The following is a 15,446-nucleotide window of genomic DNA, read 5'->3' as shown; positions in this document are numbered from 1 at the left end:
ATCGGGGTTTCATTCATCCTTGTCTTTCCCAAAACGATTGTTAAAATATATGTTTTCATGAATAAAGTTAGAAGGTTAATTCAACAATAAAATAAATCATGCAGTTTGTGAAGGAGGGAATATAAATGCGACTATTTTTGACATTATTCATGATTCAAACGATCATTCTGTTAGGCGCTTGCCAGCAGCAGGAAAAGCCTGAGGCGCTGGACAAGCAAGATGGACGCCAGCACTTAGTACGGGTGTCAGACTCATCGAAGAAAAAGACAAATCAAGCCCGCCCATCTACAGATGTTGCGGAGCATCTTGTCAATGTGACAGAGCACGTAGCAGATGTCAATGATGCAACGGCAATCGTCATCGGCCGTTATGCTGTTGTAGGTATTGATGTAAAAAATGATTTAGATAGAAGCAAAGTAGAAACCATTAAATATTCAGTTGCAAAAGCGCTGAGAAATGACCCGGAAGGTGCAAATGCTGTTGTGGTTGCTGATCCGGATACAGTCAGCCGTTTAAAAGAAATGGGCAAAGAAATCCAAGCAGGCCGTCCTGTAAGCGGTATTATGGATGAACTGGCTGCCATTGTCGGCCGCGTGATGCCAGAGATGCCGAGAAATGAGATCGACCGTAACGAAAAGGATCCGACAAATGATCCGAATAATCAGCTCAAAGAACAGGATCAAAAGCAGTTAGAAAAAAATCAAAACGACCAATCAAACCATCATATGAATCAGAAGAACTAATGAGAACGGCTTATATCTCCTGTGATATAAGCCTTTTTCTACGCTGATTTTAAGTAGCTGGAAAACATGCTATAATAAATGCAATAAAGTGAGGTGAAAATGATGAGAGTGAAGTGCTCATTATGTGAAAAGCTTGAAACCATTGATGATGATACACTTGTTGCTAAACGGTTAAGAAACCGGCCCATTCATACATATATGTGCGATGACTGCCAAGAACGCATTAAAATAAAGACTGAAGCTCGCATCAAAACTGGCAGATTCTCTCTTTATCAGGATCCTGCGACGAAAGAGAAAAAGAAGAAAAAAGGAAAGAAAGAACAAAAGACATAAAAAAAGACCTGACACATGTTCAGGTCTTTTTTTACGTACTGACTGTTCCTTCTTTTTTCGCACGATGCAACCGTATTTTATAAATAATCAAAATGGCAGCTGCCACAACCAGTCCTTCCGCTACCGGCAGGAAGATTCCTAGAAATGTGAGAAACGTGCAGCCAAAAATCAAAAACAAATAAATTACGAGCGCTTTTAAAATCGGTAAACGTCTTGCAAAGCCGAGCTTAAAAACAATAATCGCTAAAACAAGGATGGTGCCATATAGGAGCCACATCCCTGTTTGCGGATTTTCATCGACACGAAACAGCATCGCGAAAAAGGATAAATTTTCACTTACTTCCTGATCATTCAAAAAGATTCCCTCCCCTTATCTTTCAGGGTTCTATCTTTTTAATTCTTCATGGAATTAAGATAATCCTGCTAGCTTTTTCTTCTTCGCTGCTTTCTCACGTTCGTTTTTGTCTAAAATTTTCTTTCTAAGACGAATTGATTCAGGTGTAACCTCACAGTATTCGTCTTCATTCAAGTACTCAAGAGATTCCTCAAGTGACATAATACGAGGTTTTTTCATGCTAACCGTTTGATCTTTCGTCGCTGAACGTACGTTTGTTTGTTGTTTCATACGGCTTACGTTTACAACAAGGTCGTTCTCACGGTTATGCTCCCCAACGATCATGCCTTGGTATACTTCAGTACCCGGCTCAACAAAGATCACACCGCGCTCTTCCACGCCTTGGATTCCGTAAGCAGTCGCTTTACCTGTTTCCATTGAAACAAGTACACCTTGACGGCGTCCGCCAACTTGACCAGACTGCATTGGCTGGTAGCTGTCAAACGTATGGTTCAAAATACCAAAACCACGAGTTAATGAAAGAAATTCAGTTGTATATCCAATTAAACCACGTGATGGCACTGTAAAGATCAGGCGAACTTGACCGTTACCATTATTGATCATGTCAATCATTTCACCTTTTCTTGCACCCATTGATTCCATAACAGAGCCAGTATGCTCTTCTGGTACATCAATTTGAACGCGCTCTACAGGCTCACATCGAACACCATCAACTTCTTTTACAATAACTTCTGGCTTCGATACTTGTAATTCAAAACCTTCACGTCTCATATTCTCAATGAGAATGGATAAGTGAAGCTCTCCGCGTCCAGAAACAACCCAAGCATCAGGTGAATCAGTTGGATCTACACGAAGACTGACATCTGTTTGAAGCTGCTGCTCTAAACGCTCTTCGATTTTACGTGATGTCACGTATTTTCCTTCACGGCCTGCAAATGGGCTGTTGTTTACAACAAACGTCATTTGAAGTGTCGGCTCATCAATACGAAGGATTGGAAGTGCTTCTTGGTGTTCTACCGGACAAACCGTTTCACCTACGTTGATGTCTTCCATTCCAGATACAGCGACAAGATCTCCCGCTTTCGCTTCGTTGATTTCCACTCGTTTTAACCCTTGGAAACCAAAGATCTTTGTTACACGGAATTGTTTCACAGTGCCGTCGACTTTCATCAAGGCTACCTGCTGTCCTACTTGCATTGTTCCTCTGAATACACGGCCAATTCCAATTCTGCCAACATAATCATTGTAATCAAGTAGTGCCACTTGGAATTGAAGCGGCTCTTCATGGTTATCAACTGGGCAAGGAATATGGTTCACAATGGCTTCAAACAAAGATTCCATGTTTTCATCTTGCTTGCTCGCATCATTACTTGCTGTACCATTGATTGCTGATGCATAGACAACTGGGAATTCAAGCTGTTCTTCTGTTGCATCCAATTCAATAAACAAGTCGATTACTTCATCGACTACTTCAGCCGGACGAGCAAAGTCGCGGTCAATTTTATTGACGACAACGATTGGTGTTAAGTTTTGCTCAAGTGCTTTTTTCAGCACAAAGCGTGTTTGAGGCATACAGCCTTCATAAGCATCCACAACGAGGAGTACACCATCTACCATTTTCATGATACGCTCAACTTCACCACCGAAATCGGCGTGTCCTGGTGTATCTAAAATATTAATGCGTGTATCTTTATAATGGATCGCAGTATTTTTAGCTAAAATCGTAATACCGCGCTCTCGCTCTAAATCATTTGAATCCATGGCTCTCTCAGCGATATTTTCATTCGCACGGAAAGTACCAGCTTGATGGAGCAATTGGTCAACAAGCGTCGTTTTACCATGGTCAACGTGGGCAATAATTGCGATGTTGCGAAGGTCTTTTCGAAGTTTCACATTTTCATCTCCTAAAATAATTAGATAACTTTCATATTATATCACAATCCCCTTTAAATGCCGATCGTTTTTCTGTAAACTTATATTAACTCTAAAAAAAGGGATGAAGACAAATGAAACAAATCAAATGGCTTCTATTATTATGTGCATTACTTGCAGTTGTCAGTATGGCGTTTATTGGGGTATCTCTTGCAGAAAAAAACATACTGGGCATATGTTTAAGTATCGTGTTCGCCATGATTTTCATGGGTACAGGATTTACATTAAAAAGAAAATTAAACGTGCAATCATAAAATTAGTTAAAAGCCTTTTACATTCTATATGTAGAAGGCTTTTTATTTTGAGTAAAAACAAGACAAATCACCTATGAAAGCTCCATTTTTCAGACGGAACGTATCTTGAAGAATTGACAAAAGTAAGCAATCTGAACCCCTCTATTTATCGACAAGAACTTTTATAGTTCTCCAAAATCAAACATAAAGTTACAATTTTCCTATTCTTCCACAAAGTTTCTCATGGTATGCTTTTCTTGCAACAAAATTTAACAGAAAAGGGAGAGAAAAGAAGCATGAAGAAGTTTTTGAGCAAATCGCTCAGCTCTGTTGTATTTTTCGCTTTAGCTATCATTCTTACTTTCACAACAGTAGCTCCTGGGCAAGCAAGCGCTGCAACTTTCAAAGGAATTCCTTTTGAACAGCAGCAAATCATTAAAGAATTATTGGAGAAAAACGAGCGTGTCATCAACATTCTCATCAATTCATTTGTTGAGGAAGACAACAACTACACATTTGATGTGAAAAAAGCTGTTGAGCTCGGACTAACTGAAGAAGAAGCGGCGACTGCTGAGAAATTCTTAGATCGCGCAGCTGTTCTTACAATCGTTTTCAGTGAAAGCATCACTAAAAACGAAAAAGGAAAATTGGTTTTTGATGCAGCAAAAGCTGTTGAACTTGGTCTTACAAAAGAAGAAGCGGCTAAATTCGAAAAGCTTTTCAAATCAGTGATCAGAATTGCTGATCTTGCTGGCGATGCCCTTGTTCTAGACAAAAAAGGAAACGTTGTGATTGATTCAAAAATCGCAAAAGGTCTTGGATTCAGCTCTACTGAATTACTTGTTTTCAACCAAATGCTTAAGAAAATTCCTCAAGAGCAATTAAAAGTGTTCTATGATGCAGTTCAAATTGCGAAAGAAAAATTAAGCTAAGCTCAGAAAAACCCCCACCTGGTTCATCCAGATGGGGGTTTTTTATTTCAGCCAATAAAGAATGATCATCATGACGTATCCTATACAAAACGCGATACTTGCTCGATATAGCAGCTTGCCATAGTAGCGCTTTTCAAATTTTCTTTTTTCTTCCTTTTCATCTATATATGGCACGAGATCAGGAGTCTGTATAAGGATTATTGGCTCTTTCATTTCGTGATAAAGGTGACGGCAGCTCTCGCAGGATTGTATGTGATCTGCAACAATTTTATTTGTTTCTGCACTCGTGTCCCCCTCTATATAAAGTGGTAACAATTCTTCAATCAAATAACAGCTCATTTATTGAACTCCTCACAATGTAGCATTCGCTTCAGCTCTAATCTGGCTCGATGAAGGGTTGTTTTGACTTTAGATAAAGTCCAATTCAAAATTTCAGCTACTTCTTCATATGACAATTCTTGAATATCTCTTAAAATGAGGACCTCCCGATATGAATCCTTCAGCTGATGAATATGATGCCACAGCCTTTCGATGTCAGCTTGTGTTTCGATGTAATCTTCTGGTGTTGTGAACGACTGCTGCTCTAAGAAATCTATTTCCTCTACGTTTGTAAAAGTCCATTTTATTTTTCGGCGATAATCATTCACAAATGTGTGATACGCAATGGTATAAAGCCATGTTTTCATACTAGAATGTCCCTTAAAGGAGGACAACCCATGCAGTGCCTTCATAAATACGTCCTGTGCAAGGTCCTTGGCCGTTTCCATATTTCCCGTCCGGCGATATAAATATTTAGTGATTTCCTGAAAATATTCTTCATAGATTTTTTCAATTTGGTCTGCTGGTCTGGACATCAAAAATAAAACCACACAGTCATCCAAATCGATAAAACGATAAAAAAGAAGTATAACGAGTAAATAAACCCTTTCATGCGTTTTAAATCGTCATAGTCATTCTGACTTTCCATCGGCGCTGAAGACTGCTTTTTACCCGCGACCACTTGCTGAAATTGCTGTTCGTGTGCCTTCATCCAGCTGGCTGCCTCGCCTCCCAGATCCCCTTCTTGATACAGTTCATATAAGTCTTGAAAGATGGCTTGTTTTTCTTTATCTGTCAAAACGATGCACCTCTTTTGTTCGTCCATTCACTTCATAGATTTTATGCTCATTTGATCCGAAGGTTTGTATGATGACAAGCCATGAAATGTCGATATTCCCTTCTTTGTCGATCATCCTCACAGGTTTTATTTGCTTTTTATAGATCGTAGATGGTTTATACCTCTTAAGTACTTGCTGATAGACGTCTTCCCGATCTTGATTAGATACTGCGTGCGGGATAGAAGAAGCTGATTGCGATTGCACTCTCAACTCAATTCCATCATCCCCTTTAAATAGATTGATGACATGAGAGGAGTGGTTAAATGTAAATTGTTTGCTTTCACTAGTGCCTGTTTCTTTTCTTATGTCTTTTGGCTTTTTCCCTATGATTTTTAACAAATCTTCATCGCTGACGTTCCCTTTTTTCTGTTGAAGAAACGCTTTTGACAGCTTAAAGCTGATAACTTCTTTTGTTGAGCCATTAAACAGAAACTCCGATTGATCTTTAGTTGTGACCCTCACTTCATGCTGCCAATTAAAATAAAATTCATCAATGCCTGTGATTTGATAGGCTGGCGGCTCTAGATTTAAATGTTTATAAATACTGTTGATCCTGTTTTTTATCTCCGTTTCTGTTAGATGGATTCCGTCTATATCCTTTAATTGAAAGATGGCGTTTTCGTATTGCGCTTGTCGAAGGGTCCCTTTTTTCCAAGTGGCAAACGCAAAGCTGTCACGTTCATTCTGAGACATTTTTGGCAGAAGAAGAACATTCGTCTCTCCGTCTTTTTTTTGTACAGCCAATTGAATGCGATGTAGATCGATTGACCGCCCGCTTTTTTCGAAAAATTCAATGGTTTTTTTCCTATATTCTTTATCGGTCAGCCCCTTTCCCTCTACACGACCTCGATAAGAATATCCGCTTAATTCACCTGTAAACGCAGATATATTCACTTCATACTGATCATCTGCAAACACGTAATGATATGGGATAGGCTGATGACTAGCATTTAAATAAAGCGATTGATCTTCTGGTACAAATTTTGAAGCGAATGCTTTTGAACTTACTGCTGATAAAGGGCGATATTCTTGTGAAAAAGTATCTACCAGTTCCGTTTTGGTAAATTGGAACATGGTATGAGGAATATTGACAACCGGGTTGAGTAACAGCAGAAAAAAGACAGTTATACAACCAGCACCCCACTGCCTTAATCTCAGCTTGTCCCGTAGTAAAGCAGATAACAAATCAATCGTCATAAAGCTTCCTGCTGCTGCCGCTAAAATGACAATCGATTTAAATGAAGATTGGAGCTCATGCTTCGAGATAGAAGGATAAAATATATAAAGCAAGGCTGCGAAAATCAAGCCATAGAACAAAAGCAATTCCTTCCACTTTTGACGCCAAAACAAGCGAAAGAAAAGGTGCAGCAACAAAGCGGCAAAGCAAGCCATAGCCAAAATGGTGATCATATCTCTCCATACTAGCCCCGTATCACCGCTAAGAAAGAACTTTTTGCTTTCAGCAAACACAATAAACACTGTTTGACATAAAGGCAGAAGTAATACAGATAAATCAAAAACAAAGAACATACCTTTATTTTTTAAATAAGGAAGAGTAATCACATAGTACAGTGATGCAAGCAAGACATACCCATAAATGAGAAATTGCATGAAATCTGTCAGCACTTCAAATGTTTCGATCGTATACTGTCTAGCTAGGACTTGGTGGACCATTTCAACTGTCATCCCGCCAAGCAGAACGATTCTTAATACGATACCAGCATAGAATACATAACTACTCCTCTTTTCTTTCCATATGGGGAGTGTCACGAACAGGACAAATAGTCCAAGTACACACCATTGAATGATGTGGATACTGTACTCATTTAAAATAAAATACCTTTCAAAATGGAGCGATAAATCACTAAACAAATCAAACATTGATACACAATCCTTTACATGAAATTAAGGCCTCATTCGTATAGACATTCGCCTTACCAAAAAGTTTCAGGAAAAACAAAAAATCACTTCATTCTCATGAAGTGATGTCGTTTATTTTTTATTTCCGCTTCCTTTTATGTAATCATGCAAGATTTTTTCACAAATGGATCGATTTCCAGCCACTATACTGTTTTTGTCTAGGAACGTAAGACGTTCTCCGTGAATATTTGAGTAAACGGCCCCTACTTCATCAAGCAGTACGCAGCCAGCTGCATAATCCCACGGCGCGAGCCTTAAGGTGACATATGCGTCACTTCTGCCGCTTGCAATATAAGCAAGCTCAAGGGCAGCTGATCCAATCGTTCGTGTCCCTCTCACGTCACGCACAAGACGGGCAAATGGTTTGGCGTCAAAATAAGGGCTTTCAATCGCCCATGTCGGATTAATACCCACAATGGCTTTTTCAATCTCCACATCTTTTAATGGAGGGAGCAGGATATCGTTCATATAGGCTCCTTCTCCTTTAATGGCATGGTAGAGCTCGTCATGAATGACGTCATAAATAAGACCGATTTTCCCCACACCATTTTCAAATATCCCGATTGAAATGGCAAAGTTGCGTTTTTGATGGACAAAGTTCATTGTGCCATCGATCGGATCAATGATCCACACAATTCCATCGAGTGAGGTCACCTCTTCCCCTTGTCCCTCTTCTCCTAAAATGTGATGATCTGAAAATGTCGACTGTATTTTTTCAATAAAAAAACGTTCTGTTTCTTTATCGATATTCGTGACTAGATCATTTGGATTTGATTTTGTTTCAATTGATAGACCTTCCTGCATGGACGCTTTAATACGGCTCCCTGCTTCTTTTACCCAGAGCTTTGCAAGACGGTCAATTTCCACCCAGTTTGTCATCAGATTGTAAACCTCTTTTCTATGTAGGACCTATTTGTAATAGCATACTGATATTATGTACGTAAAAGCAAGAAAAAAGCAGCTTCATACAAAAACGAACCGATGAATTGGTTCGTTTTTACCTCCCCCTGTTTTACCCTTGAAGCTGCTCCCATTCTTTTCTTAGGCGCTCAAGCTTTCGTTTGCTGCGTTCGATTTGGATGTCATCTTTTTGTTCGATGGCTTCATGAAGCGTAGAAAGCTCATAATCAACCTCTAATCTCCACACAGCGATGCGATTTTTCTTCTCCTGTCTATACCCCTGCTTCACGATTTGCTTCATTGGTCAACGCCCCTTCCAGAGAATGATTCATTCCTTGTCAGTTTTCATTGATAAAAAATTCAATCGATAAGAGAAATGGTTCTTGCTTATATCGTATGAAGCGATCGCATAACCGCAACGACATTCTGAAAATTGTGTCTTTACCTATTAATGATGTACCACAAAATGAAAGGTTTTAAACGCTGCACCACGCCCTTTACAATCTTTTATCTGACGGTGCATCTTTTTTTGAGCTTGACCCAAGCTATGATAAAATATGATCAGCGAAAAGATACAGGAGGCATAACATGAGTGAAATGCGTTTTAGAGATGAAGATTTTGAAACATTCACAGTTGATGGTTTAGATGAACGAATGACTGTATTAAAAGAAAGAGTCCGTCCAAAGCTTGAGGCACTTGGCGAACATTTTGCACCACTTCTTTCTTCTATTACAGGAGACGAAATGTTTGTACACGTCGCAAAGCATGCTAGAAGATCTGTCAACCCGCCAAATGATACATGGGTTGCTTTTGCAAACAGTAAGCGCGGATATAAAAAACTCCCTCATTTTCAAATTGGGCTTTGGAAAACACATGTCTTTGTCTGGTTTGCGCTCATTTATGAATCTCCAGTGAAAGGTGAGTACGGCCAGTTATTTGAAAAAGAGCTAGACACCATCCAGCAGAAAATACCGCAAGATTTTGTTTGGTCTAAAGATCATATGAAACCAGGTGTCATGCGTCACAGCGAACTAGATTCCGAACAGCTGAAAACGCTGTTTGAACGTGTTCAAACAGTGAAGAAAGCCGAGCTTCTATGCGGCATCCAGCTGCCTAGAGAGGAAGTCGTTCAAATGAATAATGAAGAATTCCTATCGAAAATCGAAAATGCCTTCCGCACGCTGACGTATCTATACCGCTTCACACAGAAAGAATCTGTATAAAAAAACGAGCCCTTATAGGCTCGTTTTTCACATGCGTATAACGGCTGTCTCTTCTGCCTCTCTTGCGGTTTTCACTGCACGATAAGGGGAATACCCGCTTCCCTTTTCAAACGCCGCACAATGCGTTTTTTCCTCTGCTTTTGAGGGTACAACCTCTTTAAATCGTTTATAAGCATCTAATAACTCCTGCTTCGCAGTTCCTTTTTCATAGGCTTTTTCAACAGCCTGAAAAAATGAAATGACCGCAATTTTTTCCTCTGTCGTCCAGTCGACATCCATTGGATATTGATATTCCATTTACTTGTCCCTCACTTTAACACTCATTTCTAATTTGAACTTTTATTATAGCATCTGTTTGATCAGAAACCGATTGATTTTATGCTTTACATTCCGATCAGTTCATAATATAATTCTTTTGTTTTATGCAATGAAATCTGCTGTAATTGGCACAATAATAGCAGGTATTTCGATGAAGGTGGGAAAGCAATTGTCACAACATGATACACCCTTATATACTGGACTAAAAAAACACGCAGCAACCAATCCAGTCCAATTTCACATTCCAGGCCATAAAAAAGGAGCCGGAATGGATCCTGAATTTAGAGCATTCATTGGCGACAATGCATTAAGCATTGACCTCATTAATATAGAACCTCTCGATGATTTACATTCACCTCGAGGGATGATAAAAGAAGCTCAGGAGCTTGCTGCTGAAGCCTTCGGTGCTGATCATACGTTTTTCTCCATTCAAGGCACAAGCGGAGCCATCATGACAATGGTGATGACGGTATGCGGACCTGGAGATAAAATTATCGTTCCGCGTAATGTCCATAAATCAATTATGTCCGCGATTGTATTTTCTGGCGCAGTTCCTGTTTTTATTCACCCAGAAATAGACAAAGAGCTTGGCATTTCTCACGGCATTACACCTGAATCAGCCAAAAAGGCGCTCACTGAGCATCCAGATGCGAAAGGTTTGCTTGTCATTAATCCAACGTATTTTGGTATTTCAGCAGACTTAAAATCAATCGTAGACATTGCCCATTCATTTGATGTGCCTGTCCTTGTCGATGAAGCACACGGTGTGCATATACATTTTCATGATGAGCTTCCCCTCTCTGCGATGCAGGCAGGTGCCGACATGGCAGCAACAAGTGTCCATAAACTCGGCGGCTCTCTTACGCAGAGCTCTATTTTAAATATGAAGGAAGGGCTTGTTTCAAAAGACCGCGTGCAATCGATTTTGAGTATGCTGACGACAACGTCCACTTCTTATTTGCTCTTAGCGTCACTTGATGTCGCTCGAAAACGATTAGCCACTGAAGGTAAGGCACTAGCTGATGAAGCCATTCGTTTGGCTGAATCAGCGAGAAACCGCTTGAATCAAATTGACGGCATTACCTGCATTGGCAAGGAAGTACTCGGTTCAGCTTCCACTTACGATTATGACCCAACGAAATTAATTATCTCTATTAAAGACCTTGGGTTAAACGGACATGATGTCGAAAAATGGCTGAGAGAAAGTTACCGAATTGAAGTAGAGCTCTCTGACCTGTACAACATTTTATGTATCGTCACCCCTGGCGATTCAGATGAGACAATTGATACGCTCGTGACGGCGATGCAGGAAATTGCCGCAGCCTCTACTTGTGAGGGCGGCAAACAACCGGTAACGGAAGTGCTGCTGCCTGAGATCCCATCGCTTGCTATGACGCCGCGTGACGCCTTTTACGCTACAACGGAAGTCGTTCCGTTTAAGGAAGCAGTCGGCCGCATTATCGCAGAGTTTGTGATGGTATATCCGCCAGGTATTCCGATTTTTATACCAGGTGAAATTATCACAGAAGAAAATATATCGTATATCTTTAAAAATATTGAAATTGGTCTCCCTGTCCAAGGACCTGAAGATTCAACGCTTGAAATGATCCGTGTGATTAAGGAACAAAAACCAATTTTATAAAAAAGAAACATGCAGCCCCAAATGGAGCTGCATGCTTTTTTATTTATTCAGAGGCTTCATCACAGCAATGACAGTGACCACACGTTCCGTATAGCGTTGTCACTTTTTCATTTTCAAATTGATCAATGGTTTCATTGCAATCTTGACAAATAATTGTACCCACGTACATTCCCCTTTTCTTCATTCATAGTTTGAAAGCGTTTGATCTATTTCTTATTTCTATAATATGATGTCACATTTAAGTTGTCAACAGTTAATTGTATGACACATTTAATCATTTTTTATAAATATGTGCTTTTTTCTTATCATATTGAGGGAACGTTTCAATTGTATTTTGCTTCATATCAATTCTGTAACAATTGAGTAACAATCGAAAATTGTCAAAAGGGACATGATAAACTAGAGTGACTAACAGGGAACAAGCTCCTAAAAATGTTGGGACAACCCCAAATGATTTTGAGGTGAATAGATTGAATTTTATGAGGACACTTCTCATTATATTCCCCATGCTCTTTGTACTTAGTTCATGCTCATTAGCGTATATCATACCGAATCAGACCGACCAAGTCCGTCATATTCAAAAACCGAGAATTCTCTTTTTTACTGATGCAGAAAACCTTGATAAAGAAAGCCCTTATTATGATGCAGTCCTCGATTTAAAAAATGAATACCCTAAGGAAATGTCAAAAATGATTGTAAAAGAAGATCGTAAAGGCTGGAAAAATGAAGTGGACGAATTACCGGCTATTTTACTTGTCAATGATGAAAAAGTGATCGTGAAGGTGGAAGGAAATGTCCGCAGTAAACAGGAGATCTTATCGCCTTTATGTCATGCTTTAGACCGCGTCAATACAAACTAATGATATTTAACCTTGCACTTATATATATCCATATGAAAAAACCCCTCACCACATGAGGGGTTTTTCATATGGTGTTCAGGGCGCCAAAAAAACCCTCTCCATCAAGGAGAGGGTTTCATAGGTTTCATTATTTTACGATGTGGATTGGGCTTCCGATTGCTACTTCAGCCGTTTCCATTGTAATTTCCCCTAATGTTGGGTGAGCGTGAATTGTCATAGCGATATCTTCAGCAGTCACTCCAGCTTCGATTGCAAGGCTAAGCTCTGAAATCATATCAGAAGCGCCAACACCTGCGATTTGAGCACCGATCACTAGACCATCCTCTTTACGAGTGATCATTTTCATGAAGCCATCAGTTGCATCAAGAGAAAGTGCACGTCCGTTCGCTGCGAATGGGAATTTCGCTGCAACGATTTCGATTCCTTCTGCTTTCGCTTCTGCTTCAGTGTATCCAACAGTTGCAAGTTCTGGCTCAGAGAATACAACAGCAGGAATACCAAGGTAATCAATTTCAGCTGGCTCTCCAGCGATTGCTTCAGCTGCAATTTTACCTTCGTAAGAAGCTTTGTGAGCAAGTGGTGGTCCATCAACGATGTCACCAATTGCATAGATGTTAGATACGCTTGTACGGCATTGTTTGTCTGTTTTGACAACTCCGCGGTCAGTCAATTCAACACCAACTTGCTCAAGACCAAGCTCATCCGTGTTTGGACGACGACCAACAGTCACAAGTACGTAATCCGCATCAACTGTTTTTTCTTCGCCTTTTACTTCGAACGTAACAGTGACACCATCAGATTTTTCTTCAACGCCTTTTGCAAGAGCGTTTGTATGGATTTCAACGTTTCCTTTTTTCTTCAGGTTACGTTTAACCAATGAGCTCATTTGCTTTTCGAAACCTGGAAGGATTTCGTCTCCACCTTCAAGGATCACAACTTCTGTTCCAAAGTTTGCGTAAGCAGTACCAAGCTCAGTACCGATGTATCCACCACCGATGACAACTAACTTTTTAGGTACTTCTTTAAGCGCTAAAGCACCAGTTGAGTTGATCACGCGGTCTGTGTATTTAAAAGTAGGCAATTCAATTGGACGAGATCCAGTTGCAAGAATTGCATTTTTGAAAGTGTAAGTCTGTGCTGAATTATCATCCATTACACGTACAGAGTTGCTGTCTACGAAATAAGCTTCACCTTTGACGATGTCTACTTTATTTCCTTTAAGAAGACCTTGAACTCCACCTGTTAACTTATTAACAACAGAAGCTTTCCACTCTTGAACTTTTGTGAAATCAACTGTTACGTTTTCAGCTTTGATACCCATGTCTTCAGAATGCTTAGCATTTTCAAAACGATGGCCAGCATTGATTAATGCTTTTGAAGGGATACAGCCGACGTTTAGACATACACCGCCAAGTGTTCCTTTTTCAACGATTGTTACTTTTTGTCCAAGCTGTGCAGCACGAATAGCAGCTACATATCCACCAGGACCTGCACCGATGACAAGAGTATCTGTTTCGATTGGGAAATCTCCTACTACCATGACATTACGCCTCCATTAAAATTAATTGTGGATCATTCAATAAACGCTTGATGTGGTTAAGGGCATTTTGCGCAGTAGCTCCGTCAATCATACGGTGGTCAAAGCTTAGGGAAAGAGCTAAGACTGGAGCTGCAACGATTTCGCCATCACGAACAACCGCTTTTTCAGCGATACGGCCAATACCAAGAATCGCTACTTCTGGGTGGTTGATGACTGGAGTAAACCATTGTCCACCAGCAGAACCGATGTTTGTGATTGTGCAAGATGCACCTTTCATTTCAGCTGGAGCCAATTTACCATCACGTGCTTTTGTTGCAAGCTCATTGATTTCGTTAGATACTTCGAAAATCGCTTTGCGATCTGCATTTTTTACAACTGGAACGAGCAGGCCTTTTTCAGTGTCAGCTGCAATTCCGATATTGTAGTAATGCTTTTGAACAACTTCATCTGTTTTATCATCGATAGAAGTGTTAAGTACTGGGTACTTTTTCAAAGCAGAAGTTAGAGCTTTTACAACGTAAGGCAAGTAAGTTAACTTGATTCCTTGATCAGCTGCAACTTGTTTGAATTGTTTACGATGTGCAACAAGGTTTGTTACATCAACTTCATCCATTAATGTTACGTGAGGAGCTGTATGCTTAGAGTTCACCATTGCTTTTGCGATTGCTTTGCGGATTCCGCTCATTTTCTCGCGAGTTTCTGGGAATTCTCCTTCAAGAACTGGAGCTGCTGCCGCTTTAGGAGCTGCTTCTTCTTTCGCACTTTCAGCTGCTTGAGGTGCTGCTTCTTGAGCTGCAGAATCACCATTAACGAAGCTGTCGATATCTTCTTTTAATACACGGCCGTTTTTACCAGAACCTGCAACTTTGTAAATTTCAACGCCTTTTTCGCGAGCATATTTACGTACAGATGGCATAGCGATCACGCGTTTGTTTGGATCAGCGTCTACTTGCTCTTGTGCGCCTGCACCAGTTGCTGCTGCCGCTTCTTCTTGTGCTACTTCTTTCTTTTCTGGCTCGTTACCAGCTTCAGCAGTACCTTGTACTTGAGCTTCAGTTTTTGCTTCGCCTTCTTCTTCGCTGCCTTTAAATTGAAGATTTTCGTAACCAGGTGCATCAAACGTAATGATTGTTTGTCCTACAGTTGCAACTGTTCCCTCTTCAACTTTTAATTCTAATACTTTTCCTTTAACAGGTGAAGGAATTTCTACCACTGCTTTATCATTTTGTACCTCTGCTAAAACGTCATCTTCATTAATTTCGTCGTTTGGTTTAACAAACCACTTAACGATCTCACCTTCGTGGATACCTTCTCCGATGTCCGGAAGTTTAAATTCAAATGCCACTGTTTTTCGCCT

At 40.1% G+C, this 15,446-nt stretch carries 19 protein-coding genes; 7 read left to right on the top strand and 12 right to left on the bottom strand.

The features are described 5' to 3' along the window. Positions 1–125: 125 nt before the first annotated feature. Together AWT60_RS03240 and AWT60_RS03235 are read left to right on the top strand one after the other, a co-directional pair. On the top strand, positions 126–743 hold the full coding sequence (locus AWT60_RS03240; protein WP_041108870.1) for a YhcN/YlaJ family sporulation lipoprotein: 618 nt from the start codon (positions 126–128) through the stop codon (positions 741–743). 102 nt (positions 744–845) lie between these two features. Beyond that, complete coding sequence (locus tag AWT60_RS03235; RefSeq protein WP_024424769.1) at positions 846–1,076, top strand: YlaI family protein; 231 nt, start codon at positions 846–848, stop codon at positions 1,074–1,076. A 31-nt stretch (positions 1,077–1,107) separates the two neighbouring features. Here AWT60_RS03235 and AWT60_RS03230 read toward each other — a convergent pair whose 3' ends face one another. Continuing rightward, positions 1,108–1,389 carry a YlaH-like family protein gene (locus AWT60_RS03230; RefSeq protein WP_051009092.1) on the bottom strand — a complete coding sequence of 94 codons (282 nt, stop codon included), beginning with the start codon at positions 1,387–1,389 and terminating at the stop codon, positions 1,108–1,110. A 96-nt stretch (positions 1,390–1,485) separates the two neighbouring features. Continuing rightward, the gene (typA, locus tag AWT60_RS03225; protein WP_041084955.1) at positions 1,486–3,324 is read right to left on the bottom strand and encodes a translational GTPase TypA; all 1,839 of its coding nucleotides are present in this window, start codon (positions 3,322–3,324) and stop codon (positions 1,486–1,488) included. A 113-nt stretch (positions 3,325–3,437) separates the two neighbouring features. Here typA and AWT60_RS03220 point away from each other — a divergent pair, with 113 nt between their 5' ends. Continuing rightward, positions 3,438–3,617 carry a DUF5325 family protein gene (locus AWT60_RS03220; protein WP_024424767.1) on the top strand — a complete coding sequence of 60 codons (180 nt, stop codon included), beginning with the start codon at positions 3,438–3,440 and terminating at the stop codon, positions 3,615–3,617. Between the two features lie 275 nt (positions 3,618–3,892). After that, on the top strand, positions 3,893–4,528 hold the full coding sequence (locus AWT60_RS03215) for a hypothetical protein (RefSeq protein ID WP_041108868.1): 636 nt from the start codon (positions 3,893–3,895) through the stop codon (positions 4,526–4,528). 42 nt (positions 4,529–4,570) lie between these two features. Here AWT60_RS03215 and AWT60_RS03210 read toward each other — a convergent pair whose 3' ends face one another. The 6 genes from AWT60_RS03210 to AWT60_RS03185 form a co-directional block, all read right to left on the bottom strand. Beyond that, a complete protein-coding gene (locus AWT60_RS03210) occupies positions 4,571–4,867 on the bottom strand; it encodes an anti-sigma factor family protein (RefSeq protein WP_041108866.1) in 297 nt (98 codons plus the stop codon). Then, positions 4,864–5,382 (bottom strand): sigma-70 family RNA polymerase sigma factor, encoded by a 519-nt coding sequence (locus AWT60_RS03205; RefSeq protein ID WP_041109739.1) that lies wholly within the window; start codon positions 5,380–5,382, stop codon positions 4,864–4,866. The genes AWT60_RS03210 and AWT60_RS03205 overlap by 4 nt, the downstream gene beginning before the upstream one ends. After that, positions 5,382–5,645 carry a hypothetical protein gene (locus AWT60_RS03200; protein WP_041108864.1) on the bottom strand — a complete coding sequence of 88 codons (264 nt, stop codon included), beginning with the start codon at positions 5,643–5,645 and terminating at the stop codon, positions 5,382–5,384. The genes AWT60_RS03205 and AWT60_RS03200 overlap by 1 nt, the downstream gene beginning before the upstream one ends. Next, complete coding sequence (locus AWT60_RS03195; protein WP_041108862.1) at positions 5,635–7,566, bottom strand: hypothetical protein; 1,932 nt, start codon at positions 7,564–7,566, stop codon at positions 5,635–5,637. The genes AWT60_RS03200 and AWT60_RS03195 overlap by 11 nt, the downstream gene beginning before the upstream one ends. A gap of 111 nt (positions 7,567–7,677) precedes the next feature. Continuing rightward, positions 7,678–8,484, bottom strand: a complete 807-nt coding sequence (locus tag AWT60_RS03190) for an inositol monophosphatase family protein (RefSeq protein ID WP_024426895.1) — start codon at positions 8,482–8,484, stop codon at positions 7,678–7,680. A 133-nt stretch (positions 8,485–8,617) separates the two neighbouring features. Beyond that, the gene (locus AWT60_RS03185) at positions 8,618–8,806 is read right to left on the bottom strand and encodes a hypothetical protein (protein ID WP_024424761.1); all 189 of its coding nucleotides are present in this window, start codon (positions 8,804–8,806) and stop codon (positions 8,618–8,620) included. A 287-nt stretch (positions 8,807–9,093) separates the two neighbouring features. Here AWT60_RS03185 and AWT60_RS03180 point away from each other — a divergent pair, with 287 nt between their 5' ends. Next, positions 9,094–9,729: a DUF1054 domain-containing protein gene (locus AWT60_RS03180; protein ID WP_218676896.1), complete on the top strand. Its 636-nt coding sequence runs from the start codon at positions 9,094–9,096 to the stop codon at positions 9,727–9,729. A gap of 27 nt (positions 9,730–9,756) precedes the next feature. Here AWT60_RS03180 and AWT60_RS03175 read toward each other — a convergent pair whose 3' ends face one another. Next, on the bottom strand, positions 9,757–10,026 hold the full coding sequence (locus AWT60_RS03175) for a UPF0223 family protein (protein WP_041108858.1): 270 nt from the start codon (positions 10,024–10,026) through the stop codon (positions 9,757–9,759). Positions 10,027–10,216: 190 nt separating this feature from the next. Here AWT60_RS03175 and AWT60_RS03170 point away from each other — a divergent pair, with 190 nt between their 5' ends. After that, entirely contained in the window at positions 10,217–11,689 is a 1,473-nt protein-coding gene (locus tag AWT60_RS03170) for an aminotransferase class I/II-fold pyridoxal phosphate-dependent enzyme (RefSeq protein WP_087975682.1), read from the top strand. A 43-nt stretch (positions 11,690–11,732) separates the two neighbouring features. Here the strand turns inward: AWT60_RS03170 and AWT60_RS03165 are convergent, their stop codons facing one another. Continuing rightward, positions 11,733–11,852, bottom strand: coding sequence for a GapA-binding peptide SR1P (locus AWT60_RS03165; RefSeq protein WP_003212464.1), 120 nt, complete (start codon positions 11,850–11,852; stop codon positions 11,733–11,735). A 316-nt stretch (positions 11,853–12,168) separates the two neighbouring features. Between AWT60_RS03165 and AWT60_RS03160 the strand changes: the two genes are divergently transcribed. Further along, on the top strand, positions 12,169–12,549 hold the full coding sequence (locus AWT60_RS03160) for a hypothetical protein (RefSeq protein ID WP_226014930.1): 381 nt from the start codon (positions 12,169–12,171) through the stop codon (positions 12,547–12,549). A 127-nt stretch (positions 12,550–12,676) separates the two neighbouring features. Here AWT60_RS03160 and lpdA read toward each other — a convergent pair whose 3' ends face one another. Together lpdA and AWT60_RS03150 are read right to left on the bottom strand one after the other, a co-directional pair. Next, the gene (gene lpdA / locus AWT60_RS03155) at positions 12,677–14,089 is read right to left on the bottom strand and encodes a dihydrolipoyl dehydrogenase (protein ID WP_024426892.1); all 1,413 of its coding nucleotides are present in this window, start codon (positions 14,087–14,089) and stop codon (positions 12,677–12,679) included. 4 nt (positions 14,090–14,093) lie between these two features. After that, positions 14,094–15,434 carry a dihydrolipoamide acetyltransferase family protein gene (locus AWT60_RS03150; protein WP_041108852.1) on the bottom strand — a complete coding sequence of 447 codons (1,341 nt, stop codon included), beginning with the start codon at positions 15,432–15,434 and terminating at the stop codon, positions 14,094–14,096. Positions 15,435–15,446 lie beyond the last annotated feature (12 nt).

Source organism: Bacillus sp. F2HM, from assembly GCF_019266135.1.
Lineage (GTDB): Bacteria > Bacillota > Bacilli > Bacillales > Bacillaceae > Bacillus > Bacillus safensis.
The sequence above is the reverse complement of the archived record's forward strand: the minus strand, read 5'-3'. Positions and strand labels throughout refer to the sequence as shown.